15 protein-coding genes and 1 tRNA gene are annotated in these 14,351 nt (G+C 71.4%); 2 read left to right on the forward strand and 14 right to left on the reverse strand.

Annotated features, from left to right (window positions below; genetic code table 11):
* Positions 1–18 precede the first annotated feature (18 nt).
* From MRBLML1_RS21630 to MRBLML1_RS21675, 10 genes are all read right to left on the reverse strand, one after another.
* A complete protein-coding gene (locus MRBLML1_RS21630) occupies positions 19–657 on the reverse strand; it encodes a hypothetical protein (RefSeq protein WP_364519987.1) in 639 nt (212 codons plus the stop codon).
* Between the two features lie 126 nt (positions 658–783).
* Positions 784–856: transfer RNA gene (locus MRBLML1_RS21635), tRNA-Ala, on the reverse strand.
* A gap of 90 nt (positions 857–946) precedes the next feature.
* Positions 947–1,549: a histidine phosphatase family protein gene (locus MRBLML1_RS21640; RefSeq protein WP_364519989.1), complete on the reverse strand. Its 603-nt coding sequence runs from the start codon at positions 1,547–1,549 to the stop codon at positions 947–949.
* Entirely contained in the window at positions 1,546–1,932 is a 387-nt protein-coding gene (gene rsfS, locus MRBLML1_RS21645) for a ribosome silencing factor (RefSeq protein WP_364519991.1), read from the reverse strand. The genes MRBLML1_RS21640 and rsfS overlap by 4 nt, the downstream gene beginning before the upstream one ends.
* Positions 1,919–2,563 carry a nicotinate-nucleotide adenylyltransferase gene (gene nadD / locus MRBLML1_RS21650; protein ID WP_364519993.1) on the reverse strand — a complete coding sequence of 215 codons (645 nt, stop codon included), beginning with the start codon at positions 2,561–2,563 and terminating at the stop codon, positions 1,919–1,921. The genes rsfS and nadD overlap by 14 nt, the downstream gene beginning before the upstream one ends.
* Before the next feature lie 4 nt (positions 2,564–2,567).
* Positions 2,568–2,732 (reverse strand): hypothetical protein, encoded by a 165-nt coding sequence (locus tag MRBLML1_RS21655; RefSeq protein ID WP_179647526.1) that lies wholly within the window; start codon positions 2,730–2,732, stop codon positions 2,568–2,570.
* 43 nt (positions 2,733–2,775) lie between these two features.
* Positions 2,776–3,237 (reverse strand): hypothetical protein, encoded by a 462-nt coding sequence (locus tag MRBLML1_RS21660; protein WP_364519995.1) that lies wholly within the window; start codon positions 3,235–3,237, stop codon positions 2,776–2,778.
* Entirely contained in the window at positions 3,234–3,881 is a 648-nt protein-coding gene (locus MRBLML1_RS21665; protein ID WP_364519997.1) for a CDP-alcohol phosphatidyltransferase family protein, read from the reverse strand. Before MRBLML1_RS21665 ends, MRBLML1_RS21660 begins: the two co-directional genes overlap by 4 nt.
* A gap of 841 nt (positions 3,882–4,722) precedes the next feature.
* The gene (locus MRBLML1_RS21670; RefSeq protein WP_364519999.1) at positions 4,723–5,973 is read right to left on the reverse strand and encodes a glutamate-5-semialdehyde dehydrogenase; all 1,251 of its coding nucleotides are present in this window, start codon (positions 5,971–5,973) and stop codon (positions 4,723–4,725) included.
* A gap of 17 nt (positions 5,974–5,990) precedes the next feature.
* The gene (locus tag MRBLML1_RS21675) at positions 5,991–7,283 is read right to left on the reverse strand and encodes a phospholipase D-like domain-containing protein (RefSeq protein WP_364520001.1); all 1,293 of its coding nucleotides are present in this window, start codon (positions 7,281–7,283) and stop codon (positions 5,991–5,993) included.
* Between the two features lie 124 nt (positions 7,284–7,407).
* Between MRBLML1_RS21675 and MRBLML1_RS21680 the strand changes: the two genes are divergently transcribed.
* The gene (locus MRBLML1_RS21680; protein ID WP_364520003.1) at positions 7,408–8,862 is read left to right on the forward strand and encodes a lysyl oxidase family protein; all 1,455 of its coding nucleotides are present in this window, start codon (positions 7,408–7,410) and stop codon (positions 8,860–8,862) included.
* 87 nt (positions 8,863–8,949) lie between these two features.
* Here the strand turns inward: MRBLML1_RS21680 and MRBLML1_RS21685 are convergent, their stop codons facing one another.
* The 4 genes from MRBLML1_RS21685 to MRBLML1_RS21700 form a co-directional block, all read right to left on the reverse strand.
* The gene (locus MRBLML1_RS21685; protein ID WP_364520005.1) at positions 8,950–9,912 is read right to left on the reverse strand and encodes an electron transfer flavoprotein subunit alpha/FixB family protein; all 963 of its coding nucleotides are present in this window, start codon (positions 9,910–9,912) and stop codon (positions 8,950–8,952) included.
* A gap of 25 nt (positions 9,913–9,937) precedes the next feature.
* The gene (locus tag MRBLML1_RS21690; RefSeq protein WP_364520007.1) at positions 9,938–10,738 is read right to left on the reverse strand and encodes an electron transfer flavoprotein subunit beta/FixA family protein; all 801 of its coding nucleotides are present in this window, start codon (positions 10,736–10,738) and stop codon (positions 9,938–9,940) included.
* 162 nt (positions 10,739–10,900) lie between these two features.
* Positions 10,901–11,305, reverse strand: coding sequence for a hypothetical protein (locus MRBLML1_RS21695; RefSeq protein WP_364520009.1), 405 nt, complete (start codon positions 11,303–11,305; stop codon positions 10,901–10,903).
* A 6-nt stretch (positions 11,306–11,311) separates the two neighbouring features.
* Entirely contained in the window at positions 11,312–12,097 is a 786-nt protein-coding gene (locus tag MRBLML1_RS21700; protein WP_364520011.1) for an enoyl-CoA hydratase/isomerase family protein, read from the reverse strand.
* A 124-nt stretch (positions 12,098–12,221) separates the two neighbouring features.
* Here MRBLML1_RS21700 and glgX point away from each other — a divergent pair, with 124 nt between their 5' ends.
* Positions 12,222–14,324, forward strand: coding sequence for a glycogen debranching protein GlgX (gene glgX / locus MRBLML1_RS21705; protein WP_364520013.1), 2,103 nt, complete (start codon positions 12,222–12,224; stop codon positions 14,322–14,324).
* Positions 14,325–14,351 lie beyond the last annotated feature (27 nt).

A 14,351-nucleotide genomic window follows, 5' to 3' on the forward strand; every position in this document is an offset into this window, starting at 1 on the left:
GGTTCCGAGAACGACCGGTCAGATCGCCGTGCCGGTGTTCGTCAGGTAGCCGCCCACCGCGACGTCGTCACCCGCTACGACGTCCAGCAGCGCGCAGCCCGCACTCGGCGCGGGACTGGCCGCGACCAGCAGTCCCGAGGACCCGGTCACCGGCGTGAAGCGCTGGTACGTCGGCGACCCGACCGTCCGGTCGAAGCGGCCGTCGACGGCGCCCGTCATCGTGAACGAGCACCCCACGCTGCCGCAGACCGCAGCGACCCGCACGTTCGAGAACCGCGCCGGCCAGAGCCCGCCGGACACCGGCCCGGTCAGCGCGAAGCCCCAGACCCCGCTCCCGGTGAGCGTGCAGGCTCCAGCGATGGGGTTCGTGCAGCCCGACGAGGTCATCGTCGCCAGGTTCGCCGTGCTGGCTCCGTAGGCGAGGTTGGTGCCCGCCGCGGGGGTCACGACGCCGGCGACGCCGAAAGACGTGCACGAGACCGTGTGCGCCGCGGGGATGTCGGTGAGCTTGATTGCCGTGCCGACGAAGGTGACCGGGCTGCCGGCTGGCGCGATGGTCACCCACGGCCAGGTGGGGCCGGCGGTCGCGACCAGCGCGACCACGGCGGCGACCAGGACTGCGGCGGACCGGGCGACGTACCTGCGGGGACGGCTCATCCCGACACCGTCGCGCCGACCGGCCGGGGTGTCCATGGCCGGGCACCTCGATCCGGACGCACGTCCGGGACCGGGACCGGAAATGCCGAAGGGCCGCGACGCACGTGCGTCGCGGCCCTTCTTCGGTGGAGCTGAGGGGACTCGAACCCCTGACCCTCTGCATGCCATGCAGATGCGCTACCAGCTGCGCCACAGCCCCATTCAGTTGTGATCCCCGCGGAAGCGGAGCAACCTGCGGAATACTAGCCAACCCATCCACCCGAGGTGAAATCCGGGGGTCGGTTTCCCCTCAGGCGTTGTACGACGACAGGGCCCACGCGCCGGAAGGACGCTCGTCGAGCACCACCCGTCCGCAGTTGCCCAGGCCGCGCAGGTCCGTCGCGACGGTGAGCGGCCAGCCCAGGAAGGCGACCACGCCGGTGCGGGTCGCGGCGCCGTGGGAGACGGCGACGCCGCACTCCCCCGGCCCGAGGCCGGCGGCGAGGTCGGTGAGCGCGGCGGTGAAGCGGGCGGCGACCTCGGCGGGGGTCTCGGCGCCCGGGAGGTCGTCCCAGTCGCCGCCGCGGAACCGGGCGAAGCCCGCGGGGTCGCGGGCCTCCAGCTCGTCGTGGGTCAGGCCCTGGAGGTCGCCGAGGCGAAACTCCCGCAGCCGCTCGTCGTACGACGGCTCGAGACCGCACACCTTGGCCACCGTCTGCGCGGTGACCGCGGCCCTGGCCAGGTCGCTGGAGACGATCCGGACCGGGGCGAGCTCGGCGACCAGCGGCGCGACGGCACGGGCCTGCTCGAGGCCGGTCTCGTCGAGCTCGGTGTCGAGCTGGCCCTGGACCCGGCGGGCGGCGTTCCAGGCGGTGCGGCCGTGCCGCAGCAGGACGATTCGGCGCGCGCTCACGCGGTGGGGGCCGGCGGGCCGGAGATCTCCGCGGGCAGCTCGATCAGCGGGCAGTCGCGCCACAGGCGCTCGAGGGCGTAGAACTCGCGCTCCTCGGCGTGCTGGACGTGGATGACCACGTCGCCGTAGTCGAGCAGCACCCAACGGCCGTCGCGGTGACCCTCGCGTCGGATCGGCTTGGCGCCGAGCTCGCGCAGCTTGTCCTCGACCTCCTCCACGATGGCGCGGACCTGCCGGTCGTTGCCGCCGGAGGCCAGCAGGAAGGCGTCGGTGATGGCGAGCTGCTCGCTCACGTCGAAGGCCAGCTGGTCGGTCGCGAGCTTGTCGGAGGCGGCGAGGGCCGCCGCGCGGATCAGCTCGACGGCGTGGTCAGTGGCGGTCATGGAACTCCGAATCAGTGGGATCAGTGCGGGCGTAGAGCCCGTGCTTGGTGATGTACTGCACGACGCCGTCGGGCACGAGGTACCAGACCGGCTGGCCGGCGCGCTGTCGGTCCCGGCAGTCCGTGGAGGAGATCGCCAGGGCCGGCACCTCCACCATGGTCACACGGTCGTGCGGGATCTTCGCCAACGTCGCGGGGTCCATGTCGGCCCCGGGCCGGGTGCAGCCCACGAAGTGGGCGAGCTCGAAGGCGTCCTCGGCGTCGTGCCAGCTGAAGATGTCGGTGAGCGCGTCCGCGCCGGTGATGAAGTAGAAGTCGGCGTCGGGACGCTGGGCCCGCAGGTCGCGCAGGGTGTCCACGGTGTACGTCGGACCGGCCCGGTCGATGTCCACCCGGCTCACCGTGAACCGGGGGTTCGCGGCGGTCGCGATGACCGTCATCAGGTAGCGGTGCTCGGCCGGGGAGACCTCGCGCTCGGCCTTCTGCCAGGGCTGGCCGGTCGGCACGAAGACGACCTCGTCGAGGCCGAACCAGCCCTGCACCTCCGAGGCGGCGACCAGGTGGCCGTGGTGGATCGGGTCGAACGTGCCGCCCATCACGCCGATGCGGGCGCGGCCGTCCGGTCCCGGCACGGTCTCAGCTGTGGTCGCGGCCGCCGCCGAACCAGACCAGGCCCAGCAGCAGGAACAGGAGGAAGGCCAGCACGCCGCCACCGATGAACCACGGGTTCACGGCGGGCTCGCCGTGCTCCTCGGCGGCGCTGACGACGGCGAGGGCGGTGAGGCTGATCTGGCTGAGCATGCGCGCAGCCTACCGAACCCCCGCCGCGGGCCTTGCCCACAGGTCAGTGGATGGCGAAGTCGACGCCGAGGAAGAGCAGCGAGAAGCGGATCGATCGGCCGACGAAGACGGTGGGGACGAAAGCCCACATCGGCATCTTCAGGATGCCGCCGATGGCCGCCATGGCGAGCAGCGGCGGGATCCCGACGGAGGCGGCGAGGAACATGATCGCGGCGGCGTACCAGGGACGACCCTGCATGCGGCCCATCCACTTGTCGTAGGTCGCCTTGACCTTGGGCCCCGAGAGCTTCTTCTGGGCCCAGGCGGACTCGGACCCGCGGCGGGCCGCCTCGTAGACGACGATCTTGCCGACGGTCGCGCCGGCACCGGCGGCGATGCCGAGCGAGATCGCCGTCGCCGTACCGCCCTCGGCGGCACCGGCACCGAGGATGTAGACCTCGATCGGGAGGAACGGGAGCAGGGCGGACGCGACGCTGAAGGCGAACGTCGTCAGCCACAGGATCATGCCGCGGCAGCCTCACGCTCAGGGACCGGCAGCCCCAGCTGCAGCAGCCAGCGCAGCGACACGCACTTCAGGACGAGCAGCCCCACGGCGATGATCGTGCCCAGCCACACCCAGCCGCTGACGAGCAGGATCACCGCGAAGGCGCCGGAGTTGGCAGCCTTGCCGACGCGCGACCAGTTCCACAGGTAGATCCGGCGGTCGATCACGTGGAAGTAGTTGGGGCTGCGGATCGGCCAGGCGAGGAAGGCCAGCGAGAGGTACATGTCGATGACCATGAACTCGAAGAGGTAGATCGCGATCGGGATCCCGATCCACTTCATCGGCTCGTCGCTGATCCAGCCGCCGGGCTGGAGCCAGATCAGCCCGACGTAGAGCACCCCGCAGCTGAGCCGGTCGCACATCATGTCGACGACCGCGCCCATCCGGGTCTCGCAGTCGCGCCAGCGCGCCCACTCCCCGTCGATGCTGTCGCCGACCCAGTAGGTCACCAGCCCGATGACGATCCAGGTCAGGCTCTCGTCGTACGCCGCCCAGACGGCGATCGCGAGCGTGATGACGGTGCGGACGAAGGTGATGATGGTGGCCCCGGTGAAGAGCCGTTCGACGGAGGGATCGGCGTAGATCCGGTCCGGGGAGCCTGCCATGCCGCGAAACCTACCGCGCGGCAGGAAGTGTCCCGACGACATCCCCCCAGGAGTACCGCGCATTCACCGGACGGCCACCTGCCCGCCCTAGCCTCACGGCGTGATCTGGTTGGCCGTGGTGTTCGCGTTGGCGAGCGCCGCGACGACCGCGGTGTCGACCGCGAGCCAGCACCTGACGGCGTCCCGGAAGCCGCTCGTGGCCGTGCTCCTGGCCGTCGTGCTGGGCCCGATCGGCTTCGTCTTCCACGTGCTGGCCCTCGACCACGGGCCGATCGGGCTGGTGCAGCCGCTGGCGATCCTGGGCATCGTGCTGGCCGTGCCGCTGCGGGCGGCGCTGGCCCGGTCCCGGCCCGGACGTCGCGAGCTGGTCGCCGTCGCGGTGACCGCGCTGGCGATCGCCGCGCTGCTGCTGGCGACCGATGCCCGGGAGAGCCCGCGGCCACCCGACGCGGCCCTCCTGCTCGCCGCCGTGGGTGCCTGCGCGCTCGTGGCCGTGCTGCTGATCGCGGTGGCGGCCGGCGTCCCGCACCCGACGGGGCGGGCGTTCCTGCTCGGCAGCGCCTCCGGGGTGCTCTTCGGGCTGATGTCCGTGCTCATCGAGGCCGACCGCCTGTACGTCGTGCTGGCGACCTGCGGGGTCGGCGGCGTCGCCGTCAACCAGCTGGCCTACCGCGCGGCCCGGTTGTCGGCGTCGATGCCGGTGCTCAACGTCGTCAACTGCCTGCTGACGCTCGCCTTCGCGCACTTCGTGCTCGGCGAGGTGCCCGCCGCCGGTGCCGGGTCGACGGCGGTGTCGGCGGCTGCGGTGGCCGCGATGGCGTGGGGGCTGTGGCGGCTGGCGTCAGCGGACGTGGCCGTCGCCGATGACGACGTACTTGGTGGAGGTCATCTCGGGCAGGCCCATCGGACCACGGGCGTGCAGCTTCTGGGTGCTGATGCCGATCTCGGCGCCGAAGCCGAACTCTCCCCCGTCGGTGAACCGCGTGGAGGCGTTGACCAGCACCGCCGCTGAGTCGACCTCGGCCACGAAGCGCCGCGCGGCGCCCTGGTCCTCGGTGACGATCGCGTCGGAGTGCCCGCTGGACCAGGTCCGGATGTGCTCCAGCGCCCCGTCCAGGTCCGGTACGACGCGCGCGGCGATGTCGAGCGAGAGGTACTCGGTGCCCCAGTCCTCGTCGGTGGCCGCGACCACGCCGTCGTAGGAGCCGAAGGCGTCGTCGCCGTGGACGGTCACCCCGGCCTCCTGCAGCGCCGCCACGACCCGCGGGAGGAACTCCGCGGCGACGTCGGCGTGCACGAGCAGCGACTCGGCCGCGTTGCACACGCTGGTGCGGTGGGTCTTGGCGTTGAGGACGAGCGGGAGCGCCTTGTCGAGGTCGGCGGCCTTGTCGACGTAGACGTGGCAGTTGCCGACGCCGGTCTCGATGACGGGGACCGTGGACTCCTCGACGACGGACTGGATGAGGCCGGCACCACCGCGCGGGATGAGCACGTCGACCAGACCACGGGCGCGCATCAGCGCCTTGACGCTGTCGTGGCTCTCGCCCGGCACGAGCTGGACGACGTCGGCCTCCAGGCCGGAGGCGAGGACCGCGTCGCGCAGCACGGCGACGATGGCGGTGTTGCTGGAGCGCGCCGAGGAGCTGCCGCGCAGCAGCACGGCGTTGCCGGACTTCAGGCAGATGCCGGCGGCGTCGGCGGTGACGTTGGGCCGGGCCTCGTAGATCATCCCGACCACGCCGAAGGGCACCCGGACCTGCCGGAGCTCGAGACCGTTGGCGAGCACGCCGCCGCGGACCACCTCGCCGACCGGATCGGCGAGACCGGCGACCTCGCGCAGGCCCGTGGCCATGCCCTCGAGCCGCTCGGTGGTGAGCCGGAGCCGGTCGATGATGTTGGCCGGTGTGCCGCCAGCCTCGGCGCGGGCGACGTCCTCGGCGTTGGCCGCCAGGACCTCCTCGGCCCGGGCGAGCAGGGCGTCGGCCATCGCGTGCAGCGTGGCGTCCTTCTGCGCCCGGGTGGCCAGGGCCAGCCCCCGGCTGGCGACCCGCGCCCGCTGGGCGACCTCTCGGACGGCGACCTCGGCACTCATGTGCCCAAGGATAGGGCTCAGGCGCAGGGGCGGTACTTCGGCTCGATGCCCACCCGGTGGGTGGTCCGGCCGCTGGCCCACATCTTCGCCCACTGGTCGTTGTAGGCCTTCACCGTCTGCGCGCCGTGCAGCTCGAGGGTGACCTCGTCGCTGCTCAGGCCGGGCGGCGACCAGTTCTCCGAGCCGGTCCACACCAACCGGTCGCCACGGCCGCGGTAGGTGCCGTTGACGGTGACGTACTTGAGGTGGGAGTAGCAGCTGGGGCCGTAGACGGTCTCGTCGGCGTCCGAGGTCGAGGGGCGCGGGCCCCACTGCCAGTCGGCGGCCTTCACCGGGATCTTGGCCCGCTGGAGGATCCGCACGACCTCCTTGCTCATCAGCGAGCCGATCACGCGCACCTTGCAGCCACCCGCCTTGCGGGCGGCCAGCAGGCTCGCCAGCCGCTCGCCGCGGGTGGCGTACCAGGCGCGCATGTTGACGGTGATGACCGTGCGGCCGTTGCTGCCGAAGCCCTTCGGCGCCACGCAGGTGACGCCCCGGAGCCGGACGTACGGCGCGTCGGTGATCACCTTGTTCGTCGTCACCCGGCCCTGCGCCCCGCCCGGCACGAGTCGCTGGAAGTAGGCGCTGACGGCGCTGCTGACGTAGTTGACCCGCCGTGGCGAGACCGCGCGGTCCTTGCGCATCTGGTCGAACAGCCGCCACCAGGTCGTGAACAACGCGGTCTGGCCGGCGAGCGCGACCGAGTCGTTCCACTGGCCGTGCATGGCCGGGCCGCCGAGGTTGGAGGAGCTGCTGATGAACAGCTGCCGTGCCGTGCCGCTGCGGGTGAAGGAGTAGATCTTCAGGTGCATGTTGCCGGTCGAGGCGCTGTTGCGGCAGGCGTCACGGCACACGTAGAGGAAGCTCGCCCGGTTGGGGTTCTTGCCGAGCGCGCGCTGCACCCTCGCCTCGAGCGGCCCGATCAGGTTGGCGTTGACGATGACCTGCACCCGCACGCCGCGCTTCTTGGCCGCGATCAGCTTGTCGGCGCTCGTCTTGAGCCCGAGGTTGTACGTCGCGATCCGGATCGTCTGCCCCGCCGGGGTGTGGTCGATCGCCGCGTGGATGCGGCGCACGATGACGTTGCGCTGGGACAGCGGGCCGATCGGGTTGTTGAAGGTGATGCCGAGGTACGGCGCCCACGGCACCGCCTTCTGCGCTGGCGCGGCGGCCTGGGTGGCCGGCGCGGCGAGCAGCGCGAGCACCGTCGCGAGGGCCGCCACCAGGGCGATGGGAGCGGTCCGCAGGATCCGGTTCGGCGCAAGCACCAAAGCAAGGTATATCGCTGTACTTACTTCTACCAAACGCCACGCGACCGCATATGACTCGCAACCGAACGGCTGCGGCGAGCGTCACTCCTCCCGGGGACCCACTCGACTGAGGAGAGAAGACATGAAGCTGCGTCTCGGTGCCGTCGCCGCAGTGCTCACCACGACCGCCCTCGTGCCCACGGTGGCCGATCCGCCCGCCGGGGCCGAGCCCGCACCCGGCTCACCGGTGGCGCTCACTGCCGCGAGCACCGTCACCGTCACGACGTACGACGGGACGATCGACGACATCGGGCTCGGGCTGCTGGCCCGCGACCGCGCCTTCGAGATCCGCTCCCAGCGCCCGACCTGGACCAGCCCGATCCGGACGACCTGGCAGTCCCCCGGCGGCCCGGTCGTCCTGCCGGCCGGCACCCAGGACCGTTGGCCGGCGCTCAACGGCTTCGTCTACCTCGCCATCACTCGGGCCACGGACGGCAAGGTCGTCCGCACCCGCCGGCTCGACCTGTGCCTCAACTCCTGGAACACCCAGCGCACCCGGCCGGACGCGCCGCTGCGCTCCCCCTACCCACAGGGCTGCCCGGCGCACCCGTTCACCCTCGGCTCGGTGCAGGGCATCCAGCGGGGCTGGCTCAGCAGCGTCGGCCTCGACGGCGCGGCCCTGCGCCTGCCGCCCGGCACCTACACCGTGCTCGCCCGGATCGGCCGGCCCTACGTCGACGCGCTGGGGATCCGGACCGCGGACGCCGTGCGCAGCTACCGCCTGGTCGTGCGCAAGGAGACCGACGTGGGCGTCGACCGCGCAGCCGACGGCAGGCGGACCGCCGCCCGGCCACGGCCCGACGCGCGGCCGACCGCGGCACGCGCGGGGGCGCCCGGGGACGCCGTACCGGACCTGCGCTCGCTGCCGGCGTTCGGCATGCAGGTCTCCGAGGACAGCCGCTACCTGCGCTTCTCCGCCACCGTCTGGAACGCCGGGGACGGCCCGATGGTCGTCGACGGCTTCCGTCGCGGGACCAGCGACGTGATGGACGCCTACCAGTACTTCATCGACCGCGACGGCAACCAGACCGGCTACCGCAAGGTCGGCACGATGATCTGGCACAAGGCGCCCAGCCACAACCACTGGCACTTCAAGGACTTCGCCAAGTACTCCCTGCTGCGCGCCGACAAGAGCGAGGTCGTCGTCTCACGCAAGGAGTCCTTCTGCCTCGCCAACACCGACGCCGTCGACTACACCGTGCCCGGCGCCGACTGGCAGCCGGAGAACACCGACCTGCACACCGCATGTGGTGACCGTGGCTCGATCTCGCTGCGCGAGGTGCTCGCCCCGGGCTCGGGCGACACCTACCAGCAGTTCCGGGCCGGGCAAGCGTTCCGCATCGACAACCTGCCCAACGGCGACTACTACATCGCCGTCGAGGCCAACCCGAACCGCAACCTCGTCGAGTCCAGCACCACCAACAACCGCGCCCTGCGCAAGCTGCGGCTCAGCGGTACGCCGGGCCACCGCAAGGTGACCTACTACAAGGTCGGCCTGGTCGACGACCACGGCTACGGGACCGACGAGGAGCACTGACCGCTCCAGCTGCTCGGGCGAAACGGCGAGCGCCGCGGTCACCCTCTCGGGGGCCGCGGCGCTCGTCGTAGGAGCCGAAGGCTGAGGTCAGCCCTTGCGCTTCTCCACCTCGGCGGTCACGGCCGGGAGGACGGAGTGGAGGTCGCCCACGACACCGAAGTCGACGAGCTCGAAGATCGGGGCCTCCTCGTCCTTGTTGACGGCCACGATGGTCTTCGAGGTCTGCATGCCGGCCCGGTGCTGGATGGCGCCGGAGATGCCGTTGGCGACGTAGAGCTGCGGCGAGACGACCTTGCCGGTCTGGCCGACCTGGAAGGTGTGCGGCTTCCAGCCGGAGTCGACGGCGGCACGCGAGGCGCCGACAGCCGCGCCGAGCGCGTCCGCGAGGGCCTCGACCGCGGTGAAGTCACCGCCGGTGCCACGACCACCGGAGACCACGATGGCGGCCTCGGTGAGCTCGGGGCGACCGGTCGCCTGGCGCGGCTGCGCGGCCACGATCTGCGCGGTCTTGGCGGCGTCGGAGATGGTCGCGGAGAACTGCTCGACCGCACCCGCACCGTCGCCCTGCTCGGGCGCCGCCGCGTTGGGCTTGACCGCGATGATCGGCGTGCCCTTGACCACCTTGGCGTCGACGGTGAAGTTGCCGGCGAAGACCGACTGGGTGGTGACGATGTCGTCGCCGTCGACCTTGACGTCGACGGCGTCGGTGATCAGGCCCGACGAGAGCTTGATCGCGAGGCGACCGGCGATCTCCTTGCCCTCGGCCGAGGCCGGGATCAGGATCGCGGCCGGCGAGGCCTGCTCGGCGAGCTGCTGGAGCACCTCGGCCTTGGGGGCCACGAGGTAGCCCTTGATCTCCGCGTCGTCGACGACGTAGACCTTGTCGGCGCCGTAGCCCTTGACCGCCTCGGCGGCGGCGTCGGCCTTGTCGGCACCGCCGATGAAGACGGCCGAGGGGGAACCGATCCGCTTGGCGATCGCCAGCAGCTCGTACGTCGGCTTGCGGACAGCGCCGTCGACGTGGTCGACGAGAACCAGAACTTCAGACATGTCTATTCGATCCTCTCGGCGCTTCTCAGATGAACTTCTTGGACGCGAGGAAGTCGACCAGCGCCGTGGCGCCCGAGCCGTCCTCGTCCTTGACGATCTCGCCGGCGGTGCGCGGCGGGCGGGCGGCGGTGGCCTCGACCGTGGTCCAGGCGGCGTCGAGGCCGACCTCACCGGCGTCCACGCCGATGTCGGACAGGCTCAGCGACTCCAGCGGCTTCTTCTTCGCCGCCATGATGCCCTTGAACGACGGGTAGCGGGCCTCGCCCGACTGGTCGGTGACCGACAGCACCAGCGGCAGCGTGCCGCCGATGACCTCGGTGGCGGTGTCGCCGTCGCGCTTGATGCGGATCTGGTCGCCCTGGGTCTCCACGACCGCGGCCAGCGTGACCTGCGGCAGGTTGAGCCGCTCGGCCAGCATCGCCGGCACGACGCTCATGCCGCCGTCGGTGGACGCGAGGCCACCCACGATCAGCTCCGGGACGCCGATCTTCTCGATCGCCTTGGCGAGCACCAGCGAGGTCGCGATGGCGTCGGAGCCGGCGATCGCGTCGTCGGAGACGTGGACGGCCTTGTCGGCGCCCATCTGCAGCGCCTTGCGGACGGCCGCCTCGGCCTCGGCCGGACCGACGGTGAGCGCGGTGACGGTGATCTCCTCGTCGGCGCGCTTCTCCTTGATCTGGAGGGCCTGCTCGACGGCGTACTCGTCGAGCTCGGACAGCAGGCCGTCGACACCGACGCGGTCGACGGTGTTGTCCGCCTCGAACTTGCGGTCACCCGTGGCGTCCGGGACGTACTTCACAAGGACGACAATGTTGGAGAGAGTCATGGTTGTGGCCGGACCGGCCCCTTCCTGTGCTTCGTGGGTCCCTGCCGCGGGGTCCGCGCAGGGAGCAACTGTGGCCCGTTGAGGGCAGCGTTCGCAGGTTACCGCCCGGTCACCAGCAGCGGGAACCGCGTCTCAGTGGACTACCTCACACCCCGGGCCGGGTCAGGGCCGGATCAGCCGCTCGAGGATCCGGCCGGCCATGAGGTAGACCACGCAGGCGATGCCGTAGTTGAACAGCGCCGTCTTCACCGCACCGTTGGGGTCGTCGAACGCCTTGACCGGGTTGTCGAGGTCGAAGAACCCGAGGTCGAAGGTGTTGGCCAGGTCGCGCACCGCCTGGACCAGGCCGTTGTCCTCGTTGGCCTCCAGGGCGTAGGAGAACGCAGCGGCCGCCAGGACCAGCGCCAGCGTCACGCACACGATCCACACCGTGCGCGCGATGGTGTCGCGGGCCCGGGTGGCCGCCAGCGACCGCGCCGCCGACCGGTCGGTCCCGCCGCCGGACTGCCTGTCCGCGTGCTTGTCGGTCTGCTTGTCAGCCTGGTCGGCTGCCTTGTCGTCCGCCATCACTGCTCACCGTCCCTCGAAGGTGGCCTTGCCCGGCCCGTTGTCGATGAAGGACTGCATGCCGGTCCTGCTGTCCTCGGTGGCGAAGATCGCCGAGAAGTGCTGCCGCTCGACCTGCAGACCGGTCTCGAGATCGGACTCGAGGCCGCGGTCCACCGACTCCTTGATCGCGCGCAGGGCGTACGGCGCCGCGGTGGCGAACCTCGCCGCCCAGGCCCGCGCCTCGTCGTACACCTCGGCGGCGGGCAGGACACGGTCGGCCAGGCCGATCGCGAGCGCCTCGTCCGCCTTGACGAACCGGCCCGTGTAGAGCAGGTCCTTGGCCTTGGCGGGGCCGACCAGCCGTGGCAGCCGCTGGGTGCCGCCGGCGCCGGGGATGATGCCGAGCAGGACCTCGGGCTGGCCGAGGACCGCGTTGTCGGCGATGAAGCGGACGTCGGCCGCGAGGGCCAGCTCGCAGCCGCCGCCGAGCGCGTAGCCGTTGACGGCCGCGACGACGGGCTTGGGGATGCGGGCGATCGCGTTGACCGCGCCCTGCAGCTTCTCCACCCGGTCGACCATGTCGGTGTACGACATGGCGGCCATCTCCTTGACGTCGTTGCCGGCGGCGAAGACCTTCTCGCCGCCCCACACCACGACCGCACGGACGTCGGCCCGGTCGGTCGCCTCGTCCGCGGCGAGCCGGAGCTCGTCCTGCACCTGGATGCTGATGGCGTTCATCGCCTTGGCCCGGTCGAGCCGGATGGTCCCGACGCCGTCGGCCACCTCCAGGCGCACGAACTCGCTGCTCATCTGCTCCCTCTCGCTCGACACGGGGTGGGGCCCCCGTCCCGCATTCTGCCGTCCCCCGTGGCGGAGGTCACCCGAACCCCCGACTTCCGCGGGTCGGCGTTGTCAGACCCGGCATGATGTCCGGGTGACGCCCAGCCTGTGGAGAGCCCTCGGAGAGCAGGCCGAGGTGTGGCCGGGACGCAACTGGCCGCTCGGCGCGACCTGGTCACCGGAGTCGACGAACTTCGCCGTCCACGCCCCCAACGCCACCGGCGTGTGGCTGTGCATCGGGCTCGACGGACCCGGTGAGGCCGAACGGCGCTACGCCCTGAGCGAGCAGTCCCTCGGCATCTGGCACGGCGCGCTCCCGGACATCGCGCCCGGCACCCGCTACGGCTACCGGGTCGACGGGCCGCACGAGCCCGAGGACGGGATGCGCTTCGATGCGAGCGTCCTGTTGCTCGACCCCTACGCCCTCGCCGTCTCCGGCGAGGCCGGCGCCGCCTGGAGCGTCGTGGTCGACCCGTCGTTCGACTGGCAGGGCGAGAGCCCGATCCGGCGCCGCTTCCTCGACACCGTCGTCTACGAGCTGCACGTCAAGGGCTTCACGAAGCTGCACGACCGGATCCCTGAGGAGGTCCGCGGCACGTACGCCGGCCTGGGGCACCCCGTCGTCACCGACTACCTGCGCGACCTCGGTGTCACCGCGGTCGAGCTGCTGCCGGTGCACCAGTTCTTCTCCGAGCCCGCCCTCGTCGAGCGCGGCACGGTCAACTACTGGGGCTACAACTCGATCGGGTACTTCGCGCCGCACGCCGCCTACGCCGCGAGCGGCGACCGCGGCCAGCAGGTCACGGAGTTCAAGGAGATGGTGCGCAGCCTGCACGCCGCGGGGATCGAGGTCATCCTCGACGTGGTCTACAACCACACCGCGGAGGCGGGGCCGGACGGCCCGACGTACTCCTTCCGGGGCTACGACGACCGCGGGTTCTACCGGCGCATCCCGCCGGGCGCGCAGCACGAGTTCGACGACACCTACTGGGACGTCACCGGGTGCGGCAACACCGTCGACACCGAGGACCCGCTGGCGCTGCGGCTGATCCTGGACTCGCTGCGCTACTGGGTCACCGAGATGCACGTCGACGGCTTCCGCTTCGACCTGATGTCGGCGCTGACCCGCACAGCCGGCACGAACGTCGTCCCGGTCGACATGGCCTGCCGGCTGCTCACCGCCATCGGGCAGGACCCCGTGCTGCGGCACGTGAAGCTGATCGCGGAGCCGTGGGACGTGTCCATGGACGGCTACCTCGTCGGGAAGATGCCGCCGCCGTGGGTGGAGTGGAACGACCAGTACCGCGACGTGATCCGCGACTTCTGGCGCGGGCAGAGCGCCGGCACGCAGACCGTCGCGACCCGGCTCGCCGGCTCCTCGGACCTGTACGCCGACGACGGGCGCTCGGCGTACAACTCGGTCAACTTCGTCACCGCCCACGACGGCTTCACGGTGCGCGACCTGGTGTCCTACGACGTCAAGCACAACGAGGCCAACGGCGAGGACAACCGCGACGGGTCCGACAACAACCGCTCCTGGAACCACGGTGTCGAGGGCGAGACCGACGACCCGGAGATCCGCGCGCTGCGGCGGCGGCAGGCGGCCAACCTGATGGCGACGCTGTGCCTGTCCAACGGCGTACCGATGCTCACGGCCGGGGACGAGCGCGGGCGCACCCAGGGCGGCAACAACAACGCCTACTGCCAGGACAACGAGATCTCCTGGGTCGACTGGCGCGCCGACGACGCCTGGCTGGACGTCTACGAGACCACCAAGAGCGCGCTGCGGCTGCGGCGCGAGCACCCGGCGCTGCGGCAACGTCACTGGTTCGAGGGCCGGCCCACCATCGTCGGCGGGCCCAAGGACCTGGCCTGGCTGCACCCGTCGGGGCGCGAGATGACCGACGAGGACTGGTACGACGCGGGGCTGCGGACCGTCGGGATGTTCGTCTCCGGCAAGCCGCTGCGCACGCCGGGCCCGCACGGGGAGCAGCAGATCGACTCCTCGTTCCTGCTGTGGTTCCACGCCGGGGCGGAGCAGGTCGAGGTCTACCTGCCCGACAACGACTGGGTCTTCGCCGGTTCGGTCGTGCTGTCCACCGACCCCGGGCTGCCGGCCGGCCGGAGGGTCGAGGTCGGTGAGGTGCTGACGATCGGCGCCCGCTCGGTGGTGGTCATGGAGGAGGCGGCCGACTAGGTTCGGGGGACCGCACAAGTCCACACC

Source organism: Nocardioides sp. LML1-1-1.1 (assembly GCF_040676175.1).
Taxonomy (GTDB): Bacteria; Actinomycetota; Actinomycetes; order Propionibacteriales; family Nocardioidaceae; genus Nocardioides.

Coding starts and splice junctions, on each gene's coding strand:
- MRBLML1_RS21630 (WP_364519987.1), bottom strand. CDS start 657: ATGAGCCGTCCCCGCAGGTACGTCGCCCGGTCCGCCGCAGTCCTGGTC.
- rsfS (WP_364519991.1), bottom strand. CDS start 1,932: ATGACCGCCACTGACCACGCCGTCGAGCTGATCCGCGCGGCGGCCCTC.
- MRBLML1_RS21655 (WP_179647526.1), bottom strand. CDS start 2,732: ATGCTCAGCCAGATCAGCCTCACCGCCCTCGCCGTCGTCAGCGCCGCC.
- MRBLML1_RS21660 (WP_364519995.1), bottom strand. CDS start 3,237: ATGATCCTGTGGCTGACGACGTTCGCCTTCAGCGTCGCGTCCGCCCTG.
- MRBLML1_RS21665 (WP_364519997.1), bottom strand. CDS start 3,881: ATGGCAGGCTCCCCGGACCGGATCTACGCCGATCCCTCCGTCGAACGG.
- MRBLML1_RS21670 (WP_364519999.1), bottom strand. CDS start 5,973: ATGAGTGCCGAGGTCGCCGTCCGAGAGGTCGCCCAGCGGGCGCGGGTC.
- MRBLML1_RS21680 (WP_364520003.1), top strand. CDS start 7,408: ATGAAGCTGCGTCTCGGTGCCGTCGCCGCAGTGCTCACCACGACCGCC.
- MRBLML1_RS21685 (WP_364520005.1), bottom strand. CDS start 9,912: ATGTCTGAAGTTCTGGTTCTCGTCGACCACGTCGACGGCGCTGTCCGC.
- MRBLML1_RS21690 (WP_364520007.1), bottom strand. CDS start 10,738: ATGACTCTCTCCAACATTGTCGTCCTTGTGAAGTACGTCCCGGACGCC.
- MRBLML1_RS21695 (WP_364520009.1), bottom strand. CDS start 11,305: ATGGCGGACGACAAGGCAGCCGACCAGGCTGACAAGCAGACCGACAAG.
- MRBLML1_RS21700 (WP_364520011.1), bottom strand. CDS start 12,097: ATGAGCAGCGAGTTCGTGCGCCTGGAGGTGGCCGACGGCGTCGGGACC.